The 15,811-nt window shown below is 58.6% G+C and carries 16 protein-coding genes; 10 read left to right on the top strand and 6 right to left on the bottom strand.

The window, feature by feature from the left end:
• Position 1: 1 nt before the first annotated feature.
• From nrdF to leuA, 10 genes are all read left to right on the top strand, one after another.
• Complete coding sequence (gene nrdF / locus LPQ25_RS05510; RefSeq protein WP_002914327.1) at positions 2–964, top strand: class 1b ribonucleoside-diphosphate reductase subunit beta; 963 nt, start codon at positions 2–4, stop codon at positions 962–964.
• Between the two features lie 356 nt (positions 965–1,320).
• Positions 1,321–2,523, top strand: coding sequence for a glycine betaine/L-proline ABC transporter ATP-binding protein ProV (gene proV / locus LPQ25_RS05505; protein ID WP_002914328.1), 1,203 nt, complete (start codon positions 1,321–1,323; stop codon positions 2,521–2,523).
• The gene (gene proW / locus LPQ25_RS05500) at positions 2,516–3,583 is read left to right on the top strand and encodes a glycine betaine/L-proline ABC transporter permease ProW (RefSeq protein WP_014907050.1); all 1,068 of its coding nucleotides are present in this window, start codon (positions 2,516–2,518) and stop codon (positions 3,581–3,583) included. The genes proV and proW overlap by 8 nt, the downstream gene beginning before the upstream one ends.
• A 63-nt stretch (positions 3,584–3,646) precedes the next feature.
• Positions 3,647–4,645, top strand: a complete 999-nt coding sequence (gene proX / locus LPQ25_RS05495) for a glycine betaine/L-proline ABC transporter substrate-binding protein ProX (RefSeq protein ID WP_002914330.1) — start codon at positions 3,647–3,649, stop codon at positions 4,643–4,645.
• Positions 4,646–4,824: 179 nt separating this feature from the next.
• Positions 4,825–5,571 (top strand): AzlC family ABC transporter permease, encoded by a 747-nt coding sequence (locus LPQ25_RS05490; RefSeq protein WP_004180986.1) that lies wholly within the window; start codon positions 4,825–4,827, stop codon positions 5,569–5,571.
• Entirely contained in the window at positions 5,561–5,896 is a 336-nt protein-coding gene (ygaH, locus tag LPQ25_RS05485; RefSeq protein WP_004174712.1) for an L-valine transporter subunit YgaH, read from the top strand. Before LPQ25_RS05490 ends, ygaH begins: the two co-directional genes overlap by 11 nt.
• Positions 5,897–5,986: 90 nt before the next feature.
• On the top strand, positions 5,987–6,517 hold the full coding sequence (gene mprA, locus LPQ25_RS05480) for a transcriptional repressor MprA (protein ID WP_002914337.1): 531 nt from the start codon (positions 5,987–5,989) through the stop codon (positions 6,515–6,517).
• Positions 6,518–6,642: 125 nt separating this feature from the next.
• On the top strand, positions 6,643–7,815 hold the full coding sequence (gene emrA, locus LPQ25_RS05475) for a multidrug efflux MFS transporter periplasmic adaptor subunit EmrA (RefSeq protein WP_002914339.1): 1,173 nt from the start codon (positions 6,643–6,645) through the stop codon (positions 7,813–7,815).
• Between the two features lie 15 nt (positions 7,816–7,830).
• On the top strand, positions 7,831–9,366 hold the full coding sequence (gene emrB / locus LPQ25_RS05470; RefSeq protein ID WP_015875112.1) for a multidrug efflux MFS transporter permease subunit EmrB: 1,536 nt from the start codon (positions 7,831–7,833) through the stop codon (positions 9,364–9,366).
• A 136-nt stretch (positions 9,367–9,502) separates the two neighbouring features.
• Entirely contained in the window at positions 9,503–11,179 is a 1,677-nt protein-coding gene (leuA, locus tag LPQ25_RS05465; protein ID WP_004185353.1) for a 2-isopropylmalate synthase, read from the top strand.
• On the opposite strand, the gene LPQ25_RS05460 is transcribed toward leuA, so the two are convergent.
• The 6 genes from LPQ25_RS05460 to LPQ25_RS05435 form a co-directional block, all read right to left on the bottom strand.
• Positions 11,158–11,925, bottom strand: a complete 768-nt coding sequence (locus LPQ25_RS05460; protein ID WP_014907048.1) for an AraC family transcriptional regulator — start codon at positions 11,923–11,925, stop codon at positions 11,158–11,160. The two genes, leuA and LPQ25_RS05460, sit on opposite strands and share 22 nt — an antisense overlap.
• Before the next feature lie 52 nt (positions 11,926–11,977).
• On the bottom strand, positions 11,978–12,493 hold the full coding sequence (gene luxS / locus LPQ25_RS05455; protein WP_002914351.1) for an S-ribosylhomocysteine lyase: 516 nt from the start codon (positions 12,491–12,493) through the stop codon (positions 11,978–11,980).
• A gap of 156 nt (positions 12,494–12,649) precedes the next feature.
• Entirely contained in the window at positions 12,650–14,206 is a 1,557-nt protein-coding gene (gene gshA / locus LPQ25_RS05450; protein WP_002914353.1) for a glutamate--cysteine ligase, read from the bottom strand.
• 66 nt (positions 14,207–14,272) lie between these two features.
• Positions 14,273–14,701: a YqaA family protein gene (locus LPQ25_RS05445; protein WP_002914355.1), complete on the bottom strand. Its 429-nt coding sequence runs from the start codon at positions 14,699–14,701 to the stop codon at positions 14,273–14,275.
• The gene (gene yqaB, locus LPQ25_RS05440; RefSeq protein WP_004174701.1) at positions 14,698–15,264 is read right to left on the bottom strand and encodes a fructose-1-phosphate/6-phosphogluconate phosphatase; all 567 of its coding nucleotides are present in this window, start codon (positions 15,262–15,264) and stop codon (positions 14,698–14,700) included. The genes LPQ25_RS05445 and yqaB overlap by 4 nt, the downstream gene beginning before the upstream one ends.
• A 125-nt stretch (positions 15,265–15,389) precedes the next feature.
• Positions 15,390–15,704 (bottom strand): BON domain-containing protein, encoded by a 315-nt coding sequence (locus LPQ25_RS05435; protein ID WP_002914359.1) that lies wholly within the window; start codon positions 15,702–15,704, stop codon positions 15,390–15,392.
• Between the last annotated feature and the right edge of the window lie 107 nt (positions 15,705–15,811).

Below are 15,811 nucleotides of genomic sequence, written 5' to 3'. Positions count from 1 at the left end.
GATGACCCATTTAACGCGCGTCAGCGCAATCAACTGGAACCGCATTGATGACGATAAAGATCTTGAGGTCTGGAACCGTCTCACCAGCAACTTCTGGCTGCCGGAGAAAGTGCCGCTGTCGAACGACATTCCCGCCTGGCAAACCCTCAGCGCGGCGGAGCAGCAGTTGACCATTCGCGTCTTTACCGGATTGACCCTGCTTGACACCATTCAGAACACCGTCGGCGCCCCGGCGCTAATGGCGGACGCCTTAACCCCGCATGAGGAGGCGGTGCTGTCGAACATCAGCTTTATGGAGGCGGTTCATGCCCGCTCTTACAGCTCCATCTTTTCCACGCTGTGCCACAGCAAGGAAGTGGATGCCGCCTTCGCCTGGAGCGAAAGCTGCGATCCTCTGCAGCGCAAGGCGCAGCTGATGCTGGGTTACTATCAGGCCGACGAGCCGCTGAAGAAAAAAATCGCCAGCGTGTTCCTCGAATCCTTTCTCTTCTACTCCGGCTTCTGGCTGCCGATGTACTTCTCCAGCCGGGGAAAGCTGACCAACACTGCGGATCTGATCCGCCTGATCATTCGCGATGAAGCGGTGCATGGCTATTACATCGGCTACAAGTACCAGAAAGGACTGGAGATCGTCAGCCCCGGCAAGCGCGAAGAATTGAAAAATTTCGCCCTCGATCTGCTGATGGATCTTTACGACAACGAACTGGCCTACAGCCGGGAGCTGTACGGCGAGAGCGGCTGGTTCGACGACGTCAGCGCTTTCCTGTGCTACAACGCCAACAAAGCGCTGATGAACCTCGGCTACGAGGCGCTGTTCCCGGCGGAGATGGCGGCGGTCAATCCGGCAATCCTCGCAGCGCTGTCGCCCAACGCCGACGAAAACCATGACTTTTTCTCCGGTTCCGGCTCCTCCTACGTGATAGGAAAAATGGAAGAGACCGCCGACGACGATTGGGACTTTTAACCGTACTTTCACCAGGAATATCGCAGGCGGATTCCTGGTGATTAATTTCACAAAATAGCGTTTAATCCACCAAATATTCTCTCCATGACCTAACCGTCATCACTTCGTCATATTTAGCAGAAAACCGGTCCATTTCAGTCGAATTATCCAAAGATAATCAAAAAATATTACCAACAACAAATTACCGCCCAGCCCTTATATCACGGGGGCTTAGCCACAGTTGCCCCCATCTGATTTTGCCGAGAGTTTGCCATTGAGGGTTGTCACAGAATCTGAGTATGTTAGGGTGTAAAAAGATCATAATCACCATCGGGTATCATATCGCAATAAACAAATAACAGGAACTTCTCTATTGCATGGCAATTAAATTAGAAATCAAAAATCTTTATAAGATATTTGGCGAGCATCCACACCGTGCTTTCAAATATATTGAGAAAGGACTCAACAAAGCGCAAATACTGGAAAAAACGGGGCTGTCGCTTGGCGTCAAAGACGCCAGTCTGGCCATTGAAGAAGGCGAGATATTCGTCATCATGGGGCTCTCCGGCTCGGGGAAATCCACCATGGTTCGCCTTCTCAATCGCCTGATTGAACCCACCCGCGGCCAGGTGCTGATTGACGGGGTCGATATCGCCAAAATGTCGGATGCCGAGCTGCGCGAGGTGCGTCGCAAGAAAATTGCGATGGTTTTTCAGTCCTTTGCGCTGATGCCGCACATGAGCGTGCTCGACAACACGGCGTTTGGTATGGCGCTTGCAGGCGTTCCCGCCGCCGAACGAGAGCAAAAAGCCCGGGAGGCGCTGCGTCAGGTGGGGCTGGAGAATTATGCCCACGCCTGGCCGGATGAACTCTCCGGCGGCATGCGCCAGCGCGTCGGTTTAGCTCGCGCCCTGGCGATTAATCCCGATATTCTGTTAATGGATGAAGCCTTCTCTGCGCTCGATCCGCTCATTCGTACCGAAATGCAGGATGAGCTCATCAAATTACAGGCGAAGCATCAACGCACTATCGTCTTTATTTCCCATGACCTTGATGAAGCCATGCGAATTGGCGATCGTATCGCCATTATGCAAAATGGCGAAGTGGTCCAGGTCGGCACTCCGGATGAAATATTAAATAATCCGGCCAATGATTATGTGCGCACCTTCTTCCGCGGCGTGGATATTAGCCAGGTATTCAGCGCGAAAGATATTGCCCGCCGCAGCCCGGTTGGCCTGATTCGTAAAACGCCTGGTTTTGGCCCCCGTTCGGCGCTGAAATTATTACAGGATGAAGACCGGGAATATGGCTATGTCATAGAGCGCGGTAATCGCTTTGTCGGGATTGTCTCGATTGATTCTCTGAAAACAGCCCTCAGCGCCGGGCAGGGGATCGAGGCGGCGCTGATTGACGCCCCGCTGGCGGTGGAAGCGCAAACCCCGCTCAGCGATCTGCTCTCCCACGTCGGCCACGCTCCGTGCGCCGTGCCGGTAGTGGATGAAGAACAACAATATATTGGCATCATTTCCAAACGGATGTTGCTCCAGGCTTTAGATCGCGAGGGGGTGAATCATGGCTGATCAGACCAATCCGTGGGGCAGCGCCCCGTCAACCGACAGCGCCGCGCAGGCTGCCGACGCCTGGGGTGGCGCCTCTACTGCCGCGCCGGCTAATGGCGGCGGCGCCGACTGGCTGCACAGCGCCCCTGCGCCGCAGCCGGGACAGTTCAATATCATGGATCCGTTCCATAAGACCCTGATCCCGCTCGACAGCTGGGTGACCCACGCCATCGACTGGATCGTGCTGCACTTCCGTCCGCTGTTCCAGGGGATCCGCGTGCCGATCGACTACATCCTCAGCGCCTTCCAGCAGCTGCTGTTGGGGATGCCGGCGCCGGTGGCGATTATCGTCTTCGCGCTAATCGCCTGGCAGATCTCCAGCCTCGGCATGGGGGTCGCCACTCTGGTATCGCTGATTGCCATCGGCGCCATCGGCGCGTGGTCGCAAGCCATGGTCACTCTGGCGCTGGTCCTCACCGCCCTGCTGTTCTGCATGGTTATCGGCTTGCCGCTGGGGATCTGGCTAGCGCGCAGCCCGCGGGCGGCGAAAATCATCCGCCCGCTGTTGGATGCCATGCAGACCACGCCGGCGTTCGTCTATCTGGTGCCGATCGTGATGCTGTTCGGCATCGGCAACGTACCGGGCGTGGTGGTGACGATTATCTTCGCCCTGCCGCCGATCGTCCGTCTGACCATCCTCGGGATAAACCAGGTGCCTGCGGATCTGATCGAAGCGTCGCGCTCATTTGGCGCCAGCCCGCGCCAGCTGCTGTTTAAGGTGCAGCTGCCGCTGGCCATGCCCACCATTATGGCCGGGGTTAACCAGACCCTGATGCTGGCCCTGTCGATGGTAGTGATCGCCTCGATGATCGCCGTCGGCGGCCTCGGCCAGATGGTGCTGCGCGGTATCGGCCGCCTGGATATGGGCCTGGCGACCGTCGGCGGGGTGGGGATCGTGATCCTGGCGATTATTCTTGACCGCCTCACCCAGGCCGTCGGTCGCGACGCCCGCAGTCGCGGCAACCGCCGCTGGTACACCACCGGCCCGCTGGGGCTTATCACTCGCCCTTTCTGTCGATAAGTCGATAACAGCGCCGCTCCCCCCGGGAGCGGCCCTTCCCGTTAAACAATAAGAGGAACCACCATGCGACATAGTACGATGTTGGCCACCGCCGCCTTTGCCACCCTGCTCGCCACCAGCGCCTTCGCCGCCGACCTGCCGGGTAAAGGGATTACGGTGAAGCCCGCTCAGAGCACTATCTCCGAAGAGAGCTTCCAGACCCTGCTGGTCAGTCGCGCGCTGGAGAAGCTGGGCTACACCGTCGAGAAACCCAGCGAAGTGGACTATAACGTTGCCTATACGTCGATTGCCGCCGGAGATACCACCTTTATCGCCACCAACTGGCAACCGCTGCACGATGACATGTACGCCGCGGCGGGCGGTGATAACAAATTCTATCGCAAAGGAGTGTACGTCTCAGGCGCCGCCCAGGGCTATTTGATCGACAAAAAAACCGCTGAGCAGTACCACATAACCTCCATCGATCAGCTCAAAGATCCGCAGATCGCCAAACTGTTTGATACCAACAACGACGGTAAAGCGGATCTCACCGGCTGTACCCCAGGATGGGGCTGCGAAGCAGTGATTAACCATCAGATTGACGCCTATGGCCTGAGCAAAACCGTCACCCATAACCAGGGCAACTACGCAGCGATGATGGCCGACACCATTGCCCGGTATAAAGAGGGTAAACCGGTGCTCTACTACACCTGGACGCCGTACTGGGTTAGCGACGTGCTGAAGCCTGGCAAGGACGTCGTCTGGCTGCAGGTGCCGTTCTCCTCCCTGCCGGGCGAGCAGAAAAACATCGACACCAAACTGGCCAACGGCGCCAACTATGGCTTCCCGGTGAACACCATGCACATCGTCGCCAACAAAGCCTGGGCGGAGAAAAATCCGGCCGCCGCCACTCTGTTTAGCGTCATGAAGCTGCCGATCGCCGACATCAACGCCGAGAATGCGATGATGCACGAAGGCCATGCTTCCGAAGCCGACATTAACGGCCACGTTGATGGCTGGATCAAAGCCCACCAGCCGCTGTTCGACAGCTGGGTGAAAACCGCCCTCGCCGCGCAGCAGTAAACCCGCTCACGGATAAGGCCCAGCGCCTTATCCGGCCCCCTTGCCCCCCTTTCTCGTGGCCAGGTCATAGAAAAGCGATTCCAGGAATTTCCATAGTGTTAAGGCGCATCGCGCTCTGTTAAGGTGGAGACATCGGTCAAATTGCCACCTTCACATGGATCCAGCGATAAGTTATTCATATGGAAAACCCCGCGCCCTTAACCTGTGCCTTACCTGAACGCGTCGCCACCGTCGGCGAAGGCATCAAAGACAGTCTCCCCATCGTCATCAGCTACCTTCCGGTGGCATTCGCCTTCGGACTCAATGCCACCCGGCTGGGCTTCACCCCGCTGGAAAGCCTGTTCTTCTCCTGCATTATTTACGCCGGCGCCAGCCAGTTTGTGATCACCGCCATGTTGGCCGCCGGCAGTTCGCTGTGGGTCGCCGCCCTGACGGTAATGGCGATGGATGTCCGCCACGTGCTGTATGGCCCCTCATTGCGCAGCCGCATTCGCTCAGCGCTGGATAAAAAGAAAACCGCCCTCTGGGCCTTCGGCCTGACCGATGAGGTTTTCGCCGCCGCTACCGCCAGGCTGGTTCGCGATAACCGCCGCTGGAGCGAAAACTGGATGCTCGGTCTCGCTTTTACCTCGTGGGCATCGTGGGTGTGCGGCACGCTGGCCGGCGCCTGGTCCGGCAACGGCCTGCTGGTGGATTATCCGGCGGTGGAAGCCGCCCTCGGCTTTATGCTGCCGGCGCTGTTTATGAGCTTCCTGCTGGCCTCTTTCCAGCGTCAGCAGTCACTCTGCGTCACGGCGGCGCTGGCGGGCGCGCTGGGCGGCATTCTGTTATTTTCCATTCCGGCGGCGATCCTCGCCGGAATTGTCTGCGGATGTCTGACGGCGCTGCTTCAGGCCATGCTCAAGGGGATGCCGGATGAACAGTGAAGTCCTTCTGCTCGGGGTGATAGTCGGCGGCGTCAATTATCTCTTTCGCTATCTTCCTCTGCGTTTGCGCGCCGGCCACGCTCGTCCTGCCCGCCGCGGCCCGGTCAGCGTGCTGCTGGATACTATTGGCATCGCCTCGATTTGCGCGCTGCTGGTGGTCTCCAGCGTGCCGGAGATCCTCGCCGATGCCCATCGCCTGGCGCCGACGCTGACCGGCTTCCTGGTGCTGGGGGCCGCCTTCTGGAAAACCCGCAGCATCATTGTCCCGACCCTGCTGTCGGCGTTTGCCTATGGTCTGGCATGGAAAATCACCAACGGGCTCTAAGCTTTACGTATCAATTTTGGTCAATAATTCATTTGATTTATTTGTCACAATAGTTATTATATCGGCTGTAATTAATGAGGTCATACCCAAATGGATAGTTCGTTTACTCCCATTGAGCAAATGCTCAAGTTCCGCGCCAGCCGCCATGAAGATTTCCCGTTTCAGGAGATCCTGTTAACTCGTCTTTGCATGCATATGCAAGGTAAGCTGCTGGAAAATCGCAATAAAATGCTCAAAGCGCAGGGAATTAACGAGACATTATTTATGGCGCTGATTACGCTGGAGTCACAGGAAAACCACAGCATCCAGCCGTCCGAGCTGAGCTGTGCGCTGGGCTCGTCACGTACCAACGCCACCCGTATCGCTGATGAACTGGAAAAACGCGGCTGGATTGAGCGCCGCGAGAGCGATAACGATCGTCGCTGTTTGCATCTGCAACTGACCGAAAAGGGCCATCAGTTTTTGCGTGAAGTCCTGCCGCCGCAGCATAACTGCCTGCATCAGCTGTGGTCTTCACTTAGCACCAGCGAAAAAGATCAGCTCGAACACATCACCCGCAAACTCCTGAGCCGCCTTGATCAGATGGAAGAAGAAGGCGTGCTAGCGGACTCTCTACGCTAAGGGCGGCGTCGCTCAGCCCATTTTTACGTTGCAAGGAAAACAGCCAGGCCAGCAGATCTCTGCTGGCCTTTCTGATAAACAGGTCGGCTCAGCCGATGTGAAATAATAAGATCGTGGAGAATAACATGAGTGCAAATGCGGAGAGCCAAACCCCGCAGCAACCAGGCAGCAAAAAAGGAAAGCGTAAAGGCGCCCTTCTGTTGCTGACATTGCTCTTCATTATTATTGCCGTGGCATATGGGATTTACTGGTTTCTGGTACTGCGTCACTACGAAGAGACCGACGATGCCTACGTGGCAGGGAATCAGGTACAAATTATGGCTCAGGTCGCGGGCAGCGTGACCAAAGTCTGGGCTGACAACACGGACTACGTGCAGAAAGGCGATCCGCTGGTCACGCTCGATCGGACCGATGCCCAACAGGCGTTTGAAAAGGCTAAGACCCAACTGGCCGCCAGCGTGCGTCAGACCCGCCAGCAGATGATCAACAGCAAGCAATTGCAGGCGAACATCGACGTCAAAAAAACCGCCCTTGCCCAGGCGCAGGCTGACCTGAACCGCCGCATCCCGCTGGGCGCCGCGAACCTCATTGGCCGCGAAGAGCTGCAGCACGCCCGCGATACCGTCGCCAGCGCACAGGCCGAACTCGACGTGGCAATCCAGCAGTACAACGCCAACCAGGCGATCGTGCTGGGCACCAGGCTGGAACAGCAGCCGGCGGTGCTCCAGGCGGCCACTGAAGTGCGTAACGCCTGGCTGGCCCTGCAGCGTACGCAGATCGTCAGCCCGATTAGCGGCTACGTTTCCCGTCGCTCGGTACAGCCTGGCGCGCAGATCGGCACCACCACGCCGCTGATGGCGGTGGTCCCGGCGACCAACCTGTGGATCGATGCTAACTTTAAAGAGACTCAGCTGGCGCATATGCGTATCGGCCAGCCGGCCACCGTGATCAGCGATATCTATGGCGATGACGTGAAATACACCGGTAAAGTGGTCGGTCTGGATATGGGCACCGGCAGCGCCTTCTCTCTGCTGCCGGCGCAGAATGCTACCGGCAACTGGATCAAAGTGGTACAGCGTCTGCCGGTTCGTATCGAGCTGGATGAAAAACAACTAGCGGAACACCCGCTGCGCATCGGCCTCTCGACGCTGGTGGAAGTCAACACCACCGATCGCGATGGTGAAATGCTGGCAAGCCAGGTGCGGAGCTCCCCGGTTTACGAGAGCAATGCCCGTGAAATCGCTCTCGATCCGGTTAATAAGCTGATAGACGAGATCATTCAGGCCAACGCCGGATAATTCGGGGTGAGTGTAATGCAACAGCAAAAACCGCTGGAAGGCGCGCAGCTGGTCATTATGACCATTGCGCTGTCGCTCGCGACGTTCATGCAGGTGCTGGATTCCACTATCGCCAACGTGGCGATCCCGACCATTGCCGGCAACCTTGGCTCGTCGCTGAGCCAGGGGACCTGGGTCATCACCTCGTTCGGGGTCGCTAACGCCATCTCCATCCCGATCACCGGCTGGCTGGCCAAGCGCGTCGGCGAGGTGAAGCTGTTCCTGTGGTCAACCACCGCCTTCGCCATTGCCTCCTGGGCCTGCGGCGTCTCCAACAGCCTGACGATGCTGATTTTCTTCCGCGTCATTCAGGGGATCGTCGCCGGACCGCTGATCCCGCTGTCGCAAAGTCTGCTGCTCAGCAACTATCCCCCGGCGAAGCGCTCTATCGCTCTGGCGCTGTGGTCAATGACGGTGATTGTCGCGCCCATCTGCGGTCCGATCCTCGGCGGCTATATCAGCGATAACTATCACTGGGGCTGGATCTTCTTTATCAACGTGCCCATTGGCGTGGCGGTGGTGCTGATGACCCTGCAGACCCTGCGCAACCGGGAAACCAAAACCGAACAGCGGCGGATCGACGGTGTCGGTCTGGCGCTGCTGATCATCGGTATCGGTAGCCTGCAGGTGATGCTGGACCGGGGTAAAGAGCTGGACTGGTTCTCCTCCAGTGAGATTATCATTCTGACCATCGTGGCGGTGGTGGCGATAAGCTTCCTGATCGTCTGGGAGCTAACCGACGATAACCCGATTGTCGATCTGTCGCTATTTAAGTCGCGCAACTTCACCATCGGCTGCCTCTGTATCAGTCTGGCCTATATGCTCTACTTCGGCGCCATCGTACTGCTGCCGCAGCTGTTGCAGGAGGTCTACGGCTACACCGCGACCTGGGCCGGCCTGGCGTCGGCGCCGGTGGGGGTGATCCCGGTCATTCTGTCGCCGATTATCGGCCGCTTCGCGCATAAGCTCGACATGCGGCGGCTGGTCACCTTCAGCTTTATTATGTACGCGGTCTGCTTCTACTGGCGCGCCTGGACCTTCGAACCGGGGATGGACTTTGGCGCCTCGGCGTGGCCACAGTTTATCCAGGGCTTCGCGGTGGCCTGCTTCTTCATGCCGTTGACCACCATCACCCTCTCCGGCCTGCCGCCGGAGCGGCTGGCGGCGGCGTCGAGCCTGTCGAACTTCACCCGTACCCTTGCCGGCTCCATCGGGACCTCGATCACCACCACCCTGTGGACCAACCGCGAGGCGCTGCATCATGCGCAGCTCACCGAATCGGTGACCCCCTTTAACCCCAACGCGCAGCAGATATACGATCAGCTGCAGGGCATGGGAATGACGCAGCAGCAGGCGTCCGGCTGGATAGCGCAGCAGATAACCAACCAGGGGCTGATTATCTCCGCCAACGAAATCTTCTGGATTTCTGCGGCTATTTTCATCCTGCTGTTGGGGCTGGTGTGGTTCGCCAGACCACCGTTCAGCGCCGGCGGCGGCGGCGGCGCGCACTAAGCCTCACATAAAGGGACCTCCGGGTCCCTTTTTTACGGCGTCAGGTTGTCCAGTTCTCGCTAGTTTCTGTCTCGTTTGCGAAAGCCCGTCACCCTGCGCTCGGGCAGGATAAAGGCTGACCATTAAGGAGAACACTATGCTGAGCCATCCTGCTGAAAAGTACCGTCCCTATCCGCCGATCGCCCTGCCTGACCGCCGCTGGCCAGACCGGCAAATCAGCCACGCCCCGCGCTGGCTGTCGACTGACCTGCGCGACGGCAACCAGGCGCTGGCGGAGCCCATGGACAGCGCCCGCAAACTGCAGTTCTGGGATCTGCTGCTGGAGTGCGGCTTTAAAGAGATTGAAGTCGCCTTCCCTTCCGCCTCACAAACCGATTTCAACTTTGTCCGCCAGCTGATTGACGAACAGCGCATCCCGGAGGATGTCACCATCCAGGTGCTGACCCAGGCGCGAGACCCGCTGATCCTGCGCACCTTTGAGGCGCTGCGCGGCGCCCGCCGGGCTACCGTCCACCTATACAATGCCACCGCGCCGCTGTTTCGCGAGCTGGTTTTCGGCATGGACAAGGCCGAGGTGATCGCCCTCGCGACCCGCGCCACCCGGCTTATCCGTCAGCAGTGCGAACAGCAGCCGGAGACCCGCTGGCAATATGAATATTCGCCTGAAACCTTCTGCTTCACCGAGCCCGAGTTTGCGCTTGAGATTTGCGAAGCGGTGGCGGATGTCTGGCAGCCCTGCGCCGAGCGACCGATGATCGTCAATCTGCCGGCGACGGTGGAAGTCAACACCCCCAACGTCTATGCCGATCAGATCGAGTATTTTTGCCGCCACTTCTCCCGCCGCGGCGAGGTCTGCATCAGCGTGCACCCGCATAACGATCGCGGCACCGGCGTCGCCAGCGCCGAGCTGGCGGTGATGGCCGGCGCCGATCGGGTAGAAGGCTGCCTGTTTGGCAACGGCGAACGCACCGGCAACGTCTGTCTGGTGACTTTGGCGATGAACCTCTACAGCCAGGGCATCGACCCTGAGCTTCGCTTCGAGCAGATGAACCGGGTGGTGGAGGTGGTGGAAAACTGCAACCAGATCCCCGTTCACCCGCGCCACCCGTGGGCGGGAAGTCTGGCTTACACCGCCTTCTCCGGCTCCCATCAGGATGCGATCAAAAAAGGGTTTGATGCCCGTCAGCCTGGCGATCCGTGGCAGATGCCCTACCTGCCCATTGACCCGCAGGATATAGGCTGCAGCTATGAGGCGGTGATCCGCGTCAACAGCCAGTCGGGGAAGAGCGGCAGCGCCTGGCTTATCGAACAAAATCATGGTCTGAAACTGCCCCGCGGGCTGCAGCAGGACTTCAGCCAGCACGTTCAGCAGGCCACCGATAGCGACGGCAAAGAGATGACCCACCATGCGCTGTGGCAGCTGTTCCGCACGCGCTACGGGCTGCAGGCGCAGCCGGCGCTGACGCTGCTCGATTATCAGAGCGCCAGCCAGCAGGATGGCCAGCTTTCCCTGCAGGCAACGCTGCGTCACCACGGCGAAACCCGACGCCTGCAGGGCCAGGGCAACGGCCTGCTCTCCGCCGCAGCCAGCGGGCTCAGCGCGCTGTTTCGGCAGCCGTTTATGATCAAGGACTATCATGAGCATACCCTCGGCGCGCGCAGCGACAGCCGGTCGGTGGCCTATATCCGCTGCGTTTTTCCGCAAGGAGAAAGCTACTGGGGCGTGGGTATCGATAATGACGTGGCGCGCGCCTCGCTGCAGGCGCTGTGCAATGCGCTCAGCGCCGCCGATCAGGCCGGGGGACGAAAATAGTCGCTGAGGGCGACGCCCATCACCCGACGAAACATGGCGCTGAAGGCGCTGTGGCTACCGTAGCCCAGCTCCAGCGCCACCCGCAGCACGGAGTGGCCCTGCGCCAGGCGCACCAGCGCTTCCATTAGCTTCGCCCGGCGCACCCACTCGCTCCACGTCAGGCTAGTCTGCTGCTGAAAATGGCGGTTTAGGGTTCGCTCGCTCATGCTGCACGCCTTCGCCGCCTGGCCGCTGCTCCAGGCCTCGCCCGGCACCTCGCGTACCTGCTGGCACAGCCGACGCAGCGTTTCGCTTTGCGGCTCCGGCAGGCCAAACGGCAGGATCGCCATCCCGCGGATCTCATCGAGGATCAGTTCATAAATTCTTTCGTCGCGGCTGGCGGGGGCATAGCGTTCCCCCAGCGCCAGGGATGACACGATCAGTTCCCGCAGCAGCGGCGTGATCTGTACGATCTGGCAGCCCGCCGGAAGATCGGCGCGCGCCAGCGGATCGATAAACAGGGTGCGCGCCGCCACGTTGCCGGTCATGCGCAGCGCGTGCGGCGTTCCCGCCGGCAGCCAGACGCCGCGCCCGGGCGGCACCACCCAGTAGCCTACCGGCGTCGCGACCCGCACCACGCCGCTTAGTATATGCAGCAGCTGAGCGCAGTCATGCTGATGCCAGTCTTCCTGGTCACCGTGGGCATAATCATGGGCAAAGGGCACCAGTGGGCGGTGCTGAAAGGAGAAGGAAAGCGTCGTCGTCATCGCGGCGTCAGAAGAGCGGCCCGGCGACAGGCGTCGGGCCGTGGCGGAAGCACTAGATGTGCAGTTCCTGCAGTTTTTCTTTCGGCAACGCCAGTTCGTCGTTGCTGTTGATGCGCACATCGCGCTCAATGATATGACGAGCGATGTCCTGGGCCTCTTCCAGCGAGTGCATGGTGTAAGTCCCGCACTGGTAGACGTTGAGCTCCGGGATCTGGTTCTGATCTTTCACCTTCAGCACATCGGCCATCGCCGCTTTCCAGGCGTCAGCGACGCGCTGCTCGTCCGGCGTACCAATCAGGCTCATATAGAAGCCGGTGCGGCAGCCCATTGGCGAAATGTCGATAATTTCCACGCCATTCCCGTTCAGATGATCGCGCATAAAGCCCGCGAACAGATGCTCCAGGGTATGGATACCGCGTTCCGGCATCACTTCCTGGTTCGGTACGCAGAAGCGCAGATCGAAAACGGTGATTTCATCGCCATGCGGCGTGTTCATTTTCTTCGCGACACGCACCGCTGGGGCTTCCATTCGGGTATGGTCGACTGTGAAACTATCTAACAACGGCATTCGTCACCTCCGGGAGTGAATTTTTTTAAAATAAAATGAACTCTTTGTTCAGCCGCGAGTCTCAGTATATGAAAGACGCGCATTTATTATCATCATCATCCCTGAATCAGAGATGAAAGTTTGGCCACAGTGATGTGGCCTTTTTCTTTTCCAGCGCTACGCGTGCCGCGCCAGCAGCGCCTCAAACGGCTCGCTGTCTTCAGCTTCCACTTTCTTCTGTCGCGCCACCGACGCGTCGCGCTCGGCGATAAAATCGTCTTCGCTCAGGATCTCCAGCGGCTCTTCGCGCAGCTGCGTCCGGTAACGATCGGCAAGCGCACGGCCGGTACCGCCAATGCCTTCTTCAATCATAGAACGCAGAATGCGGGCTGAGAAGGTTAATTCCGGATCGTCAAAGCAGGCCAGCAGCTCGTCGCAGACCTGCTGATATGCCTGGCCACCGTGGATACTGTCCAGGGTCTGAGCCACGCGGCGTAAATCGCGGAACAGATCTTTGCCCACCTGAGCCAGCGGGAACTGCGCGCTTTCGCAGCCAATCCCCAGCGTTAAGCCCGGCTTACGCCCTTCCAGAATAACCCGATTCCAGTTGGTGCGGGTGCACAGCAGCTCATCGCTGCTCATCTCCGGCGCGTCGGCCAGCGCGCACCAGACCATAAACAGGTCGAGGAAACGCACCTGCTGGGCGTCAACGCCGATCGGCGAGAACGGATTGATATCCAGCGAACGCACTTCGATATACTCAATACCACCGCGCAACAGCGCATCGGACGGGGTTTCGCCCCGACGGGTGACGCGTTTCGGGCGGATCGGCGCATAAAGTTCATTTTCAATCTGCAGAATGTTGCTGTTGATCTGCAGATACTTGCCGTCTTTCTGCAGCCCGATTTTGGCGTACTCTTCCGACGGCGTTTTAATCGCCCGCTTCAATCCTGCCACATACTCGTGCAGATCGTTAAACGTAATTCCGAGATTGCTTTGCGACTTATTGGTATAACCAAGGTCGCTGAGGCGCAGCGAGGTGGCATACGGCAGGTAATACATGCCGTTGCCCGTTTCCTCAAAGGGCAGCGTTGTCGGTTTGCCTTGCAGGAATGAGGAGCAAATCGCCGGCGAGGCGCCAAACAGATAGGGGATCACCCAGCCAAAGCGATAGTAGTTACGAATTGAGCGGAAATAGCCCGCCGAAATGGCCTCTTTACCACTCTCGGCATCTTCCACACCACATTTTGCCTGCCAGAAGGCCATCGGTAGGGAGAAGTTATAGTGCACGCCGGAGATAGTCTGCATCAGCGCGCCATAGCGGTTCTTCAGCCCCTCGCGATATAGCGTTTTCAGGCGCCCCACGTTAGAGGTGCCGTACTGCGCCAGCTCAATATCCTGACCGGGGGCGATATAGCATGGCATACTCAGCGGCCACATCCGCTCGTCGCCAAGCTGACGCGCGGTATAGCGATGGACATCGCGCATAAAGGTCAGCATATGCTCAATATCGCCATCTACTGGCGTAATGAACTCAAGTAAAGCTTCGGCAAAATCGGTGGTAATCCATTTATGCGTCAGCGCTGAGCCTAACGCCGGAGGGTGACCGGTCGTTGCAAGGGTGCCGTCTGCGTTCACGCGCAGCGTTTCCCGCTCCAGACCACGTTGAATACCCTGCAGAGCCTGCGGATGTTTTTCCAGCCAGGCCAGCGCCTGTGATACGTCCGGGATCAATTTGACCTCCCGCCTGTCGAAATCGTTTGAATAAGCATAATTGTAATGGATGAACTGTCAGTCCAATTAGTGCCACCACGTCATGCCCTGAAGCGTCGCTGCCGCAATAGCGATATAGCGCAGCGCCTTACCAAGGCATAAGAAAAAGAGTACCGGTCCCCAGGAAATGCGCATCCATCCCGCCAGCAAACACAGTAAATCGCCGACAACCGGCGCCCAGCTCAGTAAGAGCGTGACCGCGCCGTAGCGCTTAAGCCAGCCGGCCGCCCGCTCCTGCCAGCGCGAGGTTTTGCGCAGCGGAAACAAGCGCCCCAGAATAACGTTAGTTACCCCTCCAAGGCTATTGCCGATTGTTGCTATTAATACTAACCACCACGGATGACTGACCCCCGCAAGTAGCATAGCCACCAGCACAACCTCCGAATTGCCGGGGAGCAGCGTGGCGCTTAAAAAGCTACTGGCAAACAGCGAGGTGAGTGACAGCGCGTCGCTCACAGCAAACGCACGTCAACTGCGTCCATTCCCGCGCGCTTCGCCGCCTGCAGACCAAAGTCGGCATCTTCGAAGACGACGCATTTTTCCGGCGCGACGCCCATGCGCTCGGCGCACAGCAGGAAGGTATCGGGCGCGGGTTTATGGTTGACCACATGATCGGCCGCCACCACCGCGGAGAAGTAATGACGCAGCCCCAGGTGCGCCAGCAGCGCTTCGGCGACGGCGCTCTCGCTGCCGGTTCCCACCGACATCGGGCGACGGCCGTGCCATGCCTTAACCACCTCAATCAGCGGCAACGGGCGTACGCTGTCCAGCAGCATCGCTTTGACGGCCTGGGTTTTTTCCTGCGCCAGGCGATGTGGATCGAGATCGGCCTGATTGAGTTCGATAATCGCCTGGGCGATTCGCCAGGTTGGTGAGCCATTGAGCGCGACCATCGCCTGTTCGTCGAAACGCATACCGTAGCGGCCCAACACCTCGTTCCATGCCTGCCGATGGGTCGGCTCGGTATCGAGAATGGTGCCATCCATATCAAAGATCAGTCCTGCGTAACCTTCGTACATTGTCTTCTCACCAACCGGTTTGGGAATGATTACTGTAACGCAAAAGCCCGCCGTTGTCGCGGCCAGCGGCGCAGACGACAAAGGCGCCCTCAGGCGCCCCCAAACATTAGGCCGGATAACCAGCCTTATTTAATACGCAGATCGTTCTCGACCATTCGCACGCCCTGCACTCGGCGTGTGACTTCTACGGCTCGTTTAGCGCTCTCCGCGGAGGAGACAAATCCGCTCAGCTGGACGCGGCCTTTAAAGGTCTGGACGCTAATTTCTGAGGACTTAATGTCTTTATCGTTAAAGAGCGCCGTTTTCACCTTGGTGGTCACCACGGTATCGTCAATATAGCCGCCCGTACTCTCCTTTGTAGCCGATCCCGCACAGCCAGCGAGGGCCGTCGTTACCAGCAGCGTCGCGCAAAAAGCAGGTATTGCTTTGAACCATTTCATGGATTTCTCTCCTTGCATTTATCTCAGCCTGATAACGCTGATATACAAGGATAAATTATAGTGGAAAGCGCGTCTTGCCAATAAAAAAGTCAGGATGTAGCCAGTGA

This window comes from Klebsiella sp. KPN54798, assembly GCF_021184225.1.
In the GTDB taxonomy this organism is placed as follows: Bacteria; Pseudomonadota; Gammaproteobacteria; order Enterobacterales; family Enterobacteriaceae; genus Klebsiella; species Klebsiella pneumoniae.
Note: the sequence above shows the minus strand (reverse complement) of the source record. Positions and strands in the feature narration are given on the sequence as shown.

Excerpts from the sequence above, each read along its gene's own strand:
- nrdF (WP_002914327.1), top strand. The coding sequence starts at position 2 with ATGACCCATTTAACGCGCGTCAGCGCAATCAACTGGAACCGCATTGAT.
- proV (WP_002914328.1), top strand. The coding sequence starts at position 1,321 with ATGGCAATTAAATTAGAAATCAAAAATCTTTATAAGATATTTGGCGAG.
- proW (WP_014907050.1), top strand. The coding sequence starts at position 2,516 with ATGGCTGATCAGACCAATCCGTGGGGCAGCGCCCCGTCAACCGACAGC.
- proX (WP_002914330.1), top strand. The coding sequence starts at position 3,647 with ATGCGACATAGTACGATGTTGGCCACCGCCGCCTTTGCCACCCTGCTC.
- LPQ25_RS05490 (WP_004180986.1), top strand. The coding sequence starts at position 4,825 with ATGGAAAACCCCGCGCCCTTAACCTGTGCCTTACCTGAACGCGTCGCC.
- ygaH (WP_004174712.1), top strand. The coding sequence starts at position 5,561 with ATGAACAGTGAAGTCCTTCTGCTCGGGGTGATAGTCGGCGGCGTCAAT.
- mprA (WP_002914337.1), top strand. The coding sequence starts at position 5,987 with ATGGATAGTTCGTTTACTCCCATTGAGCAAATGCTCAAGTTCCGCGCC.
- emrA (WP_002914339.1), top strand. The coding sequence starts at position 6,643 with ATGAGTGCAAATGCGGAGAGCCAAACCCCGCAGCAACCAGGCAGCAAA.
- emrB (WP_015875112.1), top strand. The coding sequence starts at position 7,831 with ATGCAACAGCAAAAACCGCTGGAAGGCGCGCAGCTGGTCATTATGACC.
- leuA (WP_004185353.1), top strand. The coding sequence starts at position 9,503 with ATGCTGAGCCATCCTGCTGAAAAGTACCGTCCCTATCCGCCGATCGCC.
- LPQ25_RS05460 (WP_014907048.1), bottom strand. The coding sequence starts at position 11,925 with ATGACGACGACGCTTTCCTTCTCCTTTCAGCACCGCCCACTGGTGCCC.
- luxS (WP_002914351.1), bottom strand. The coding sequence starts at position 12,493 with ATGCCGTTGTTAGATAGTTTCACAGTCGACCATACCCGAATGGAAGCC.
- yqaB (WP_004174701.1), bottom strand. The coding sequence starts at position 15,264 with ATGTACGAAGGTTACGCAGGACTGATCTTTGATATGGATGGCACCATT.
- LPQ25_RS05435 (WP_002914359.1), bottom strand. The coding sequence starts at position 15,704 with ATGAAATGGTTCAAAGCAATACCTGCTTTTTGCGCGACGCTGCTGGTA.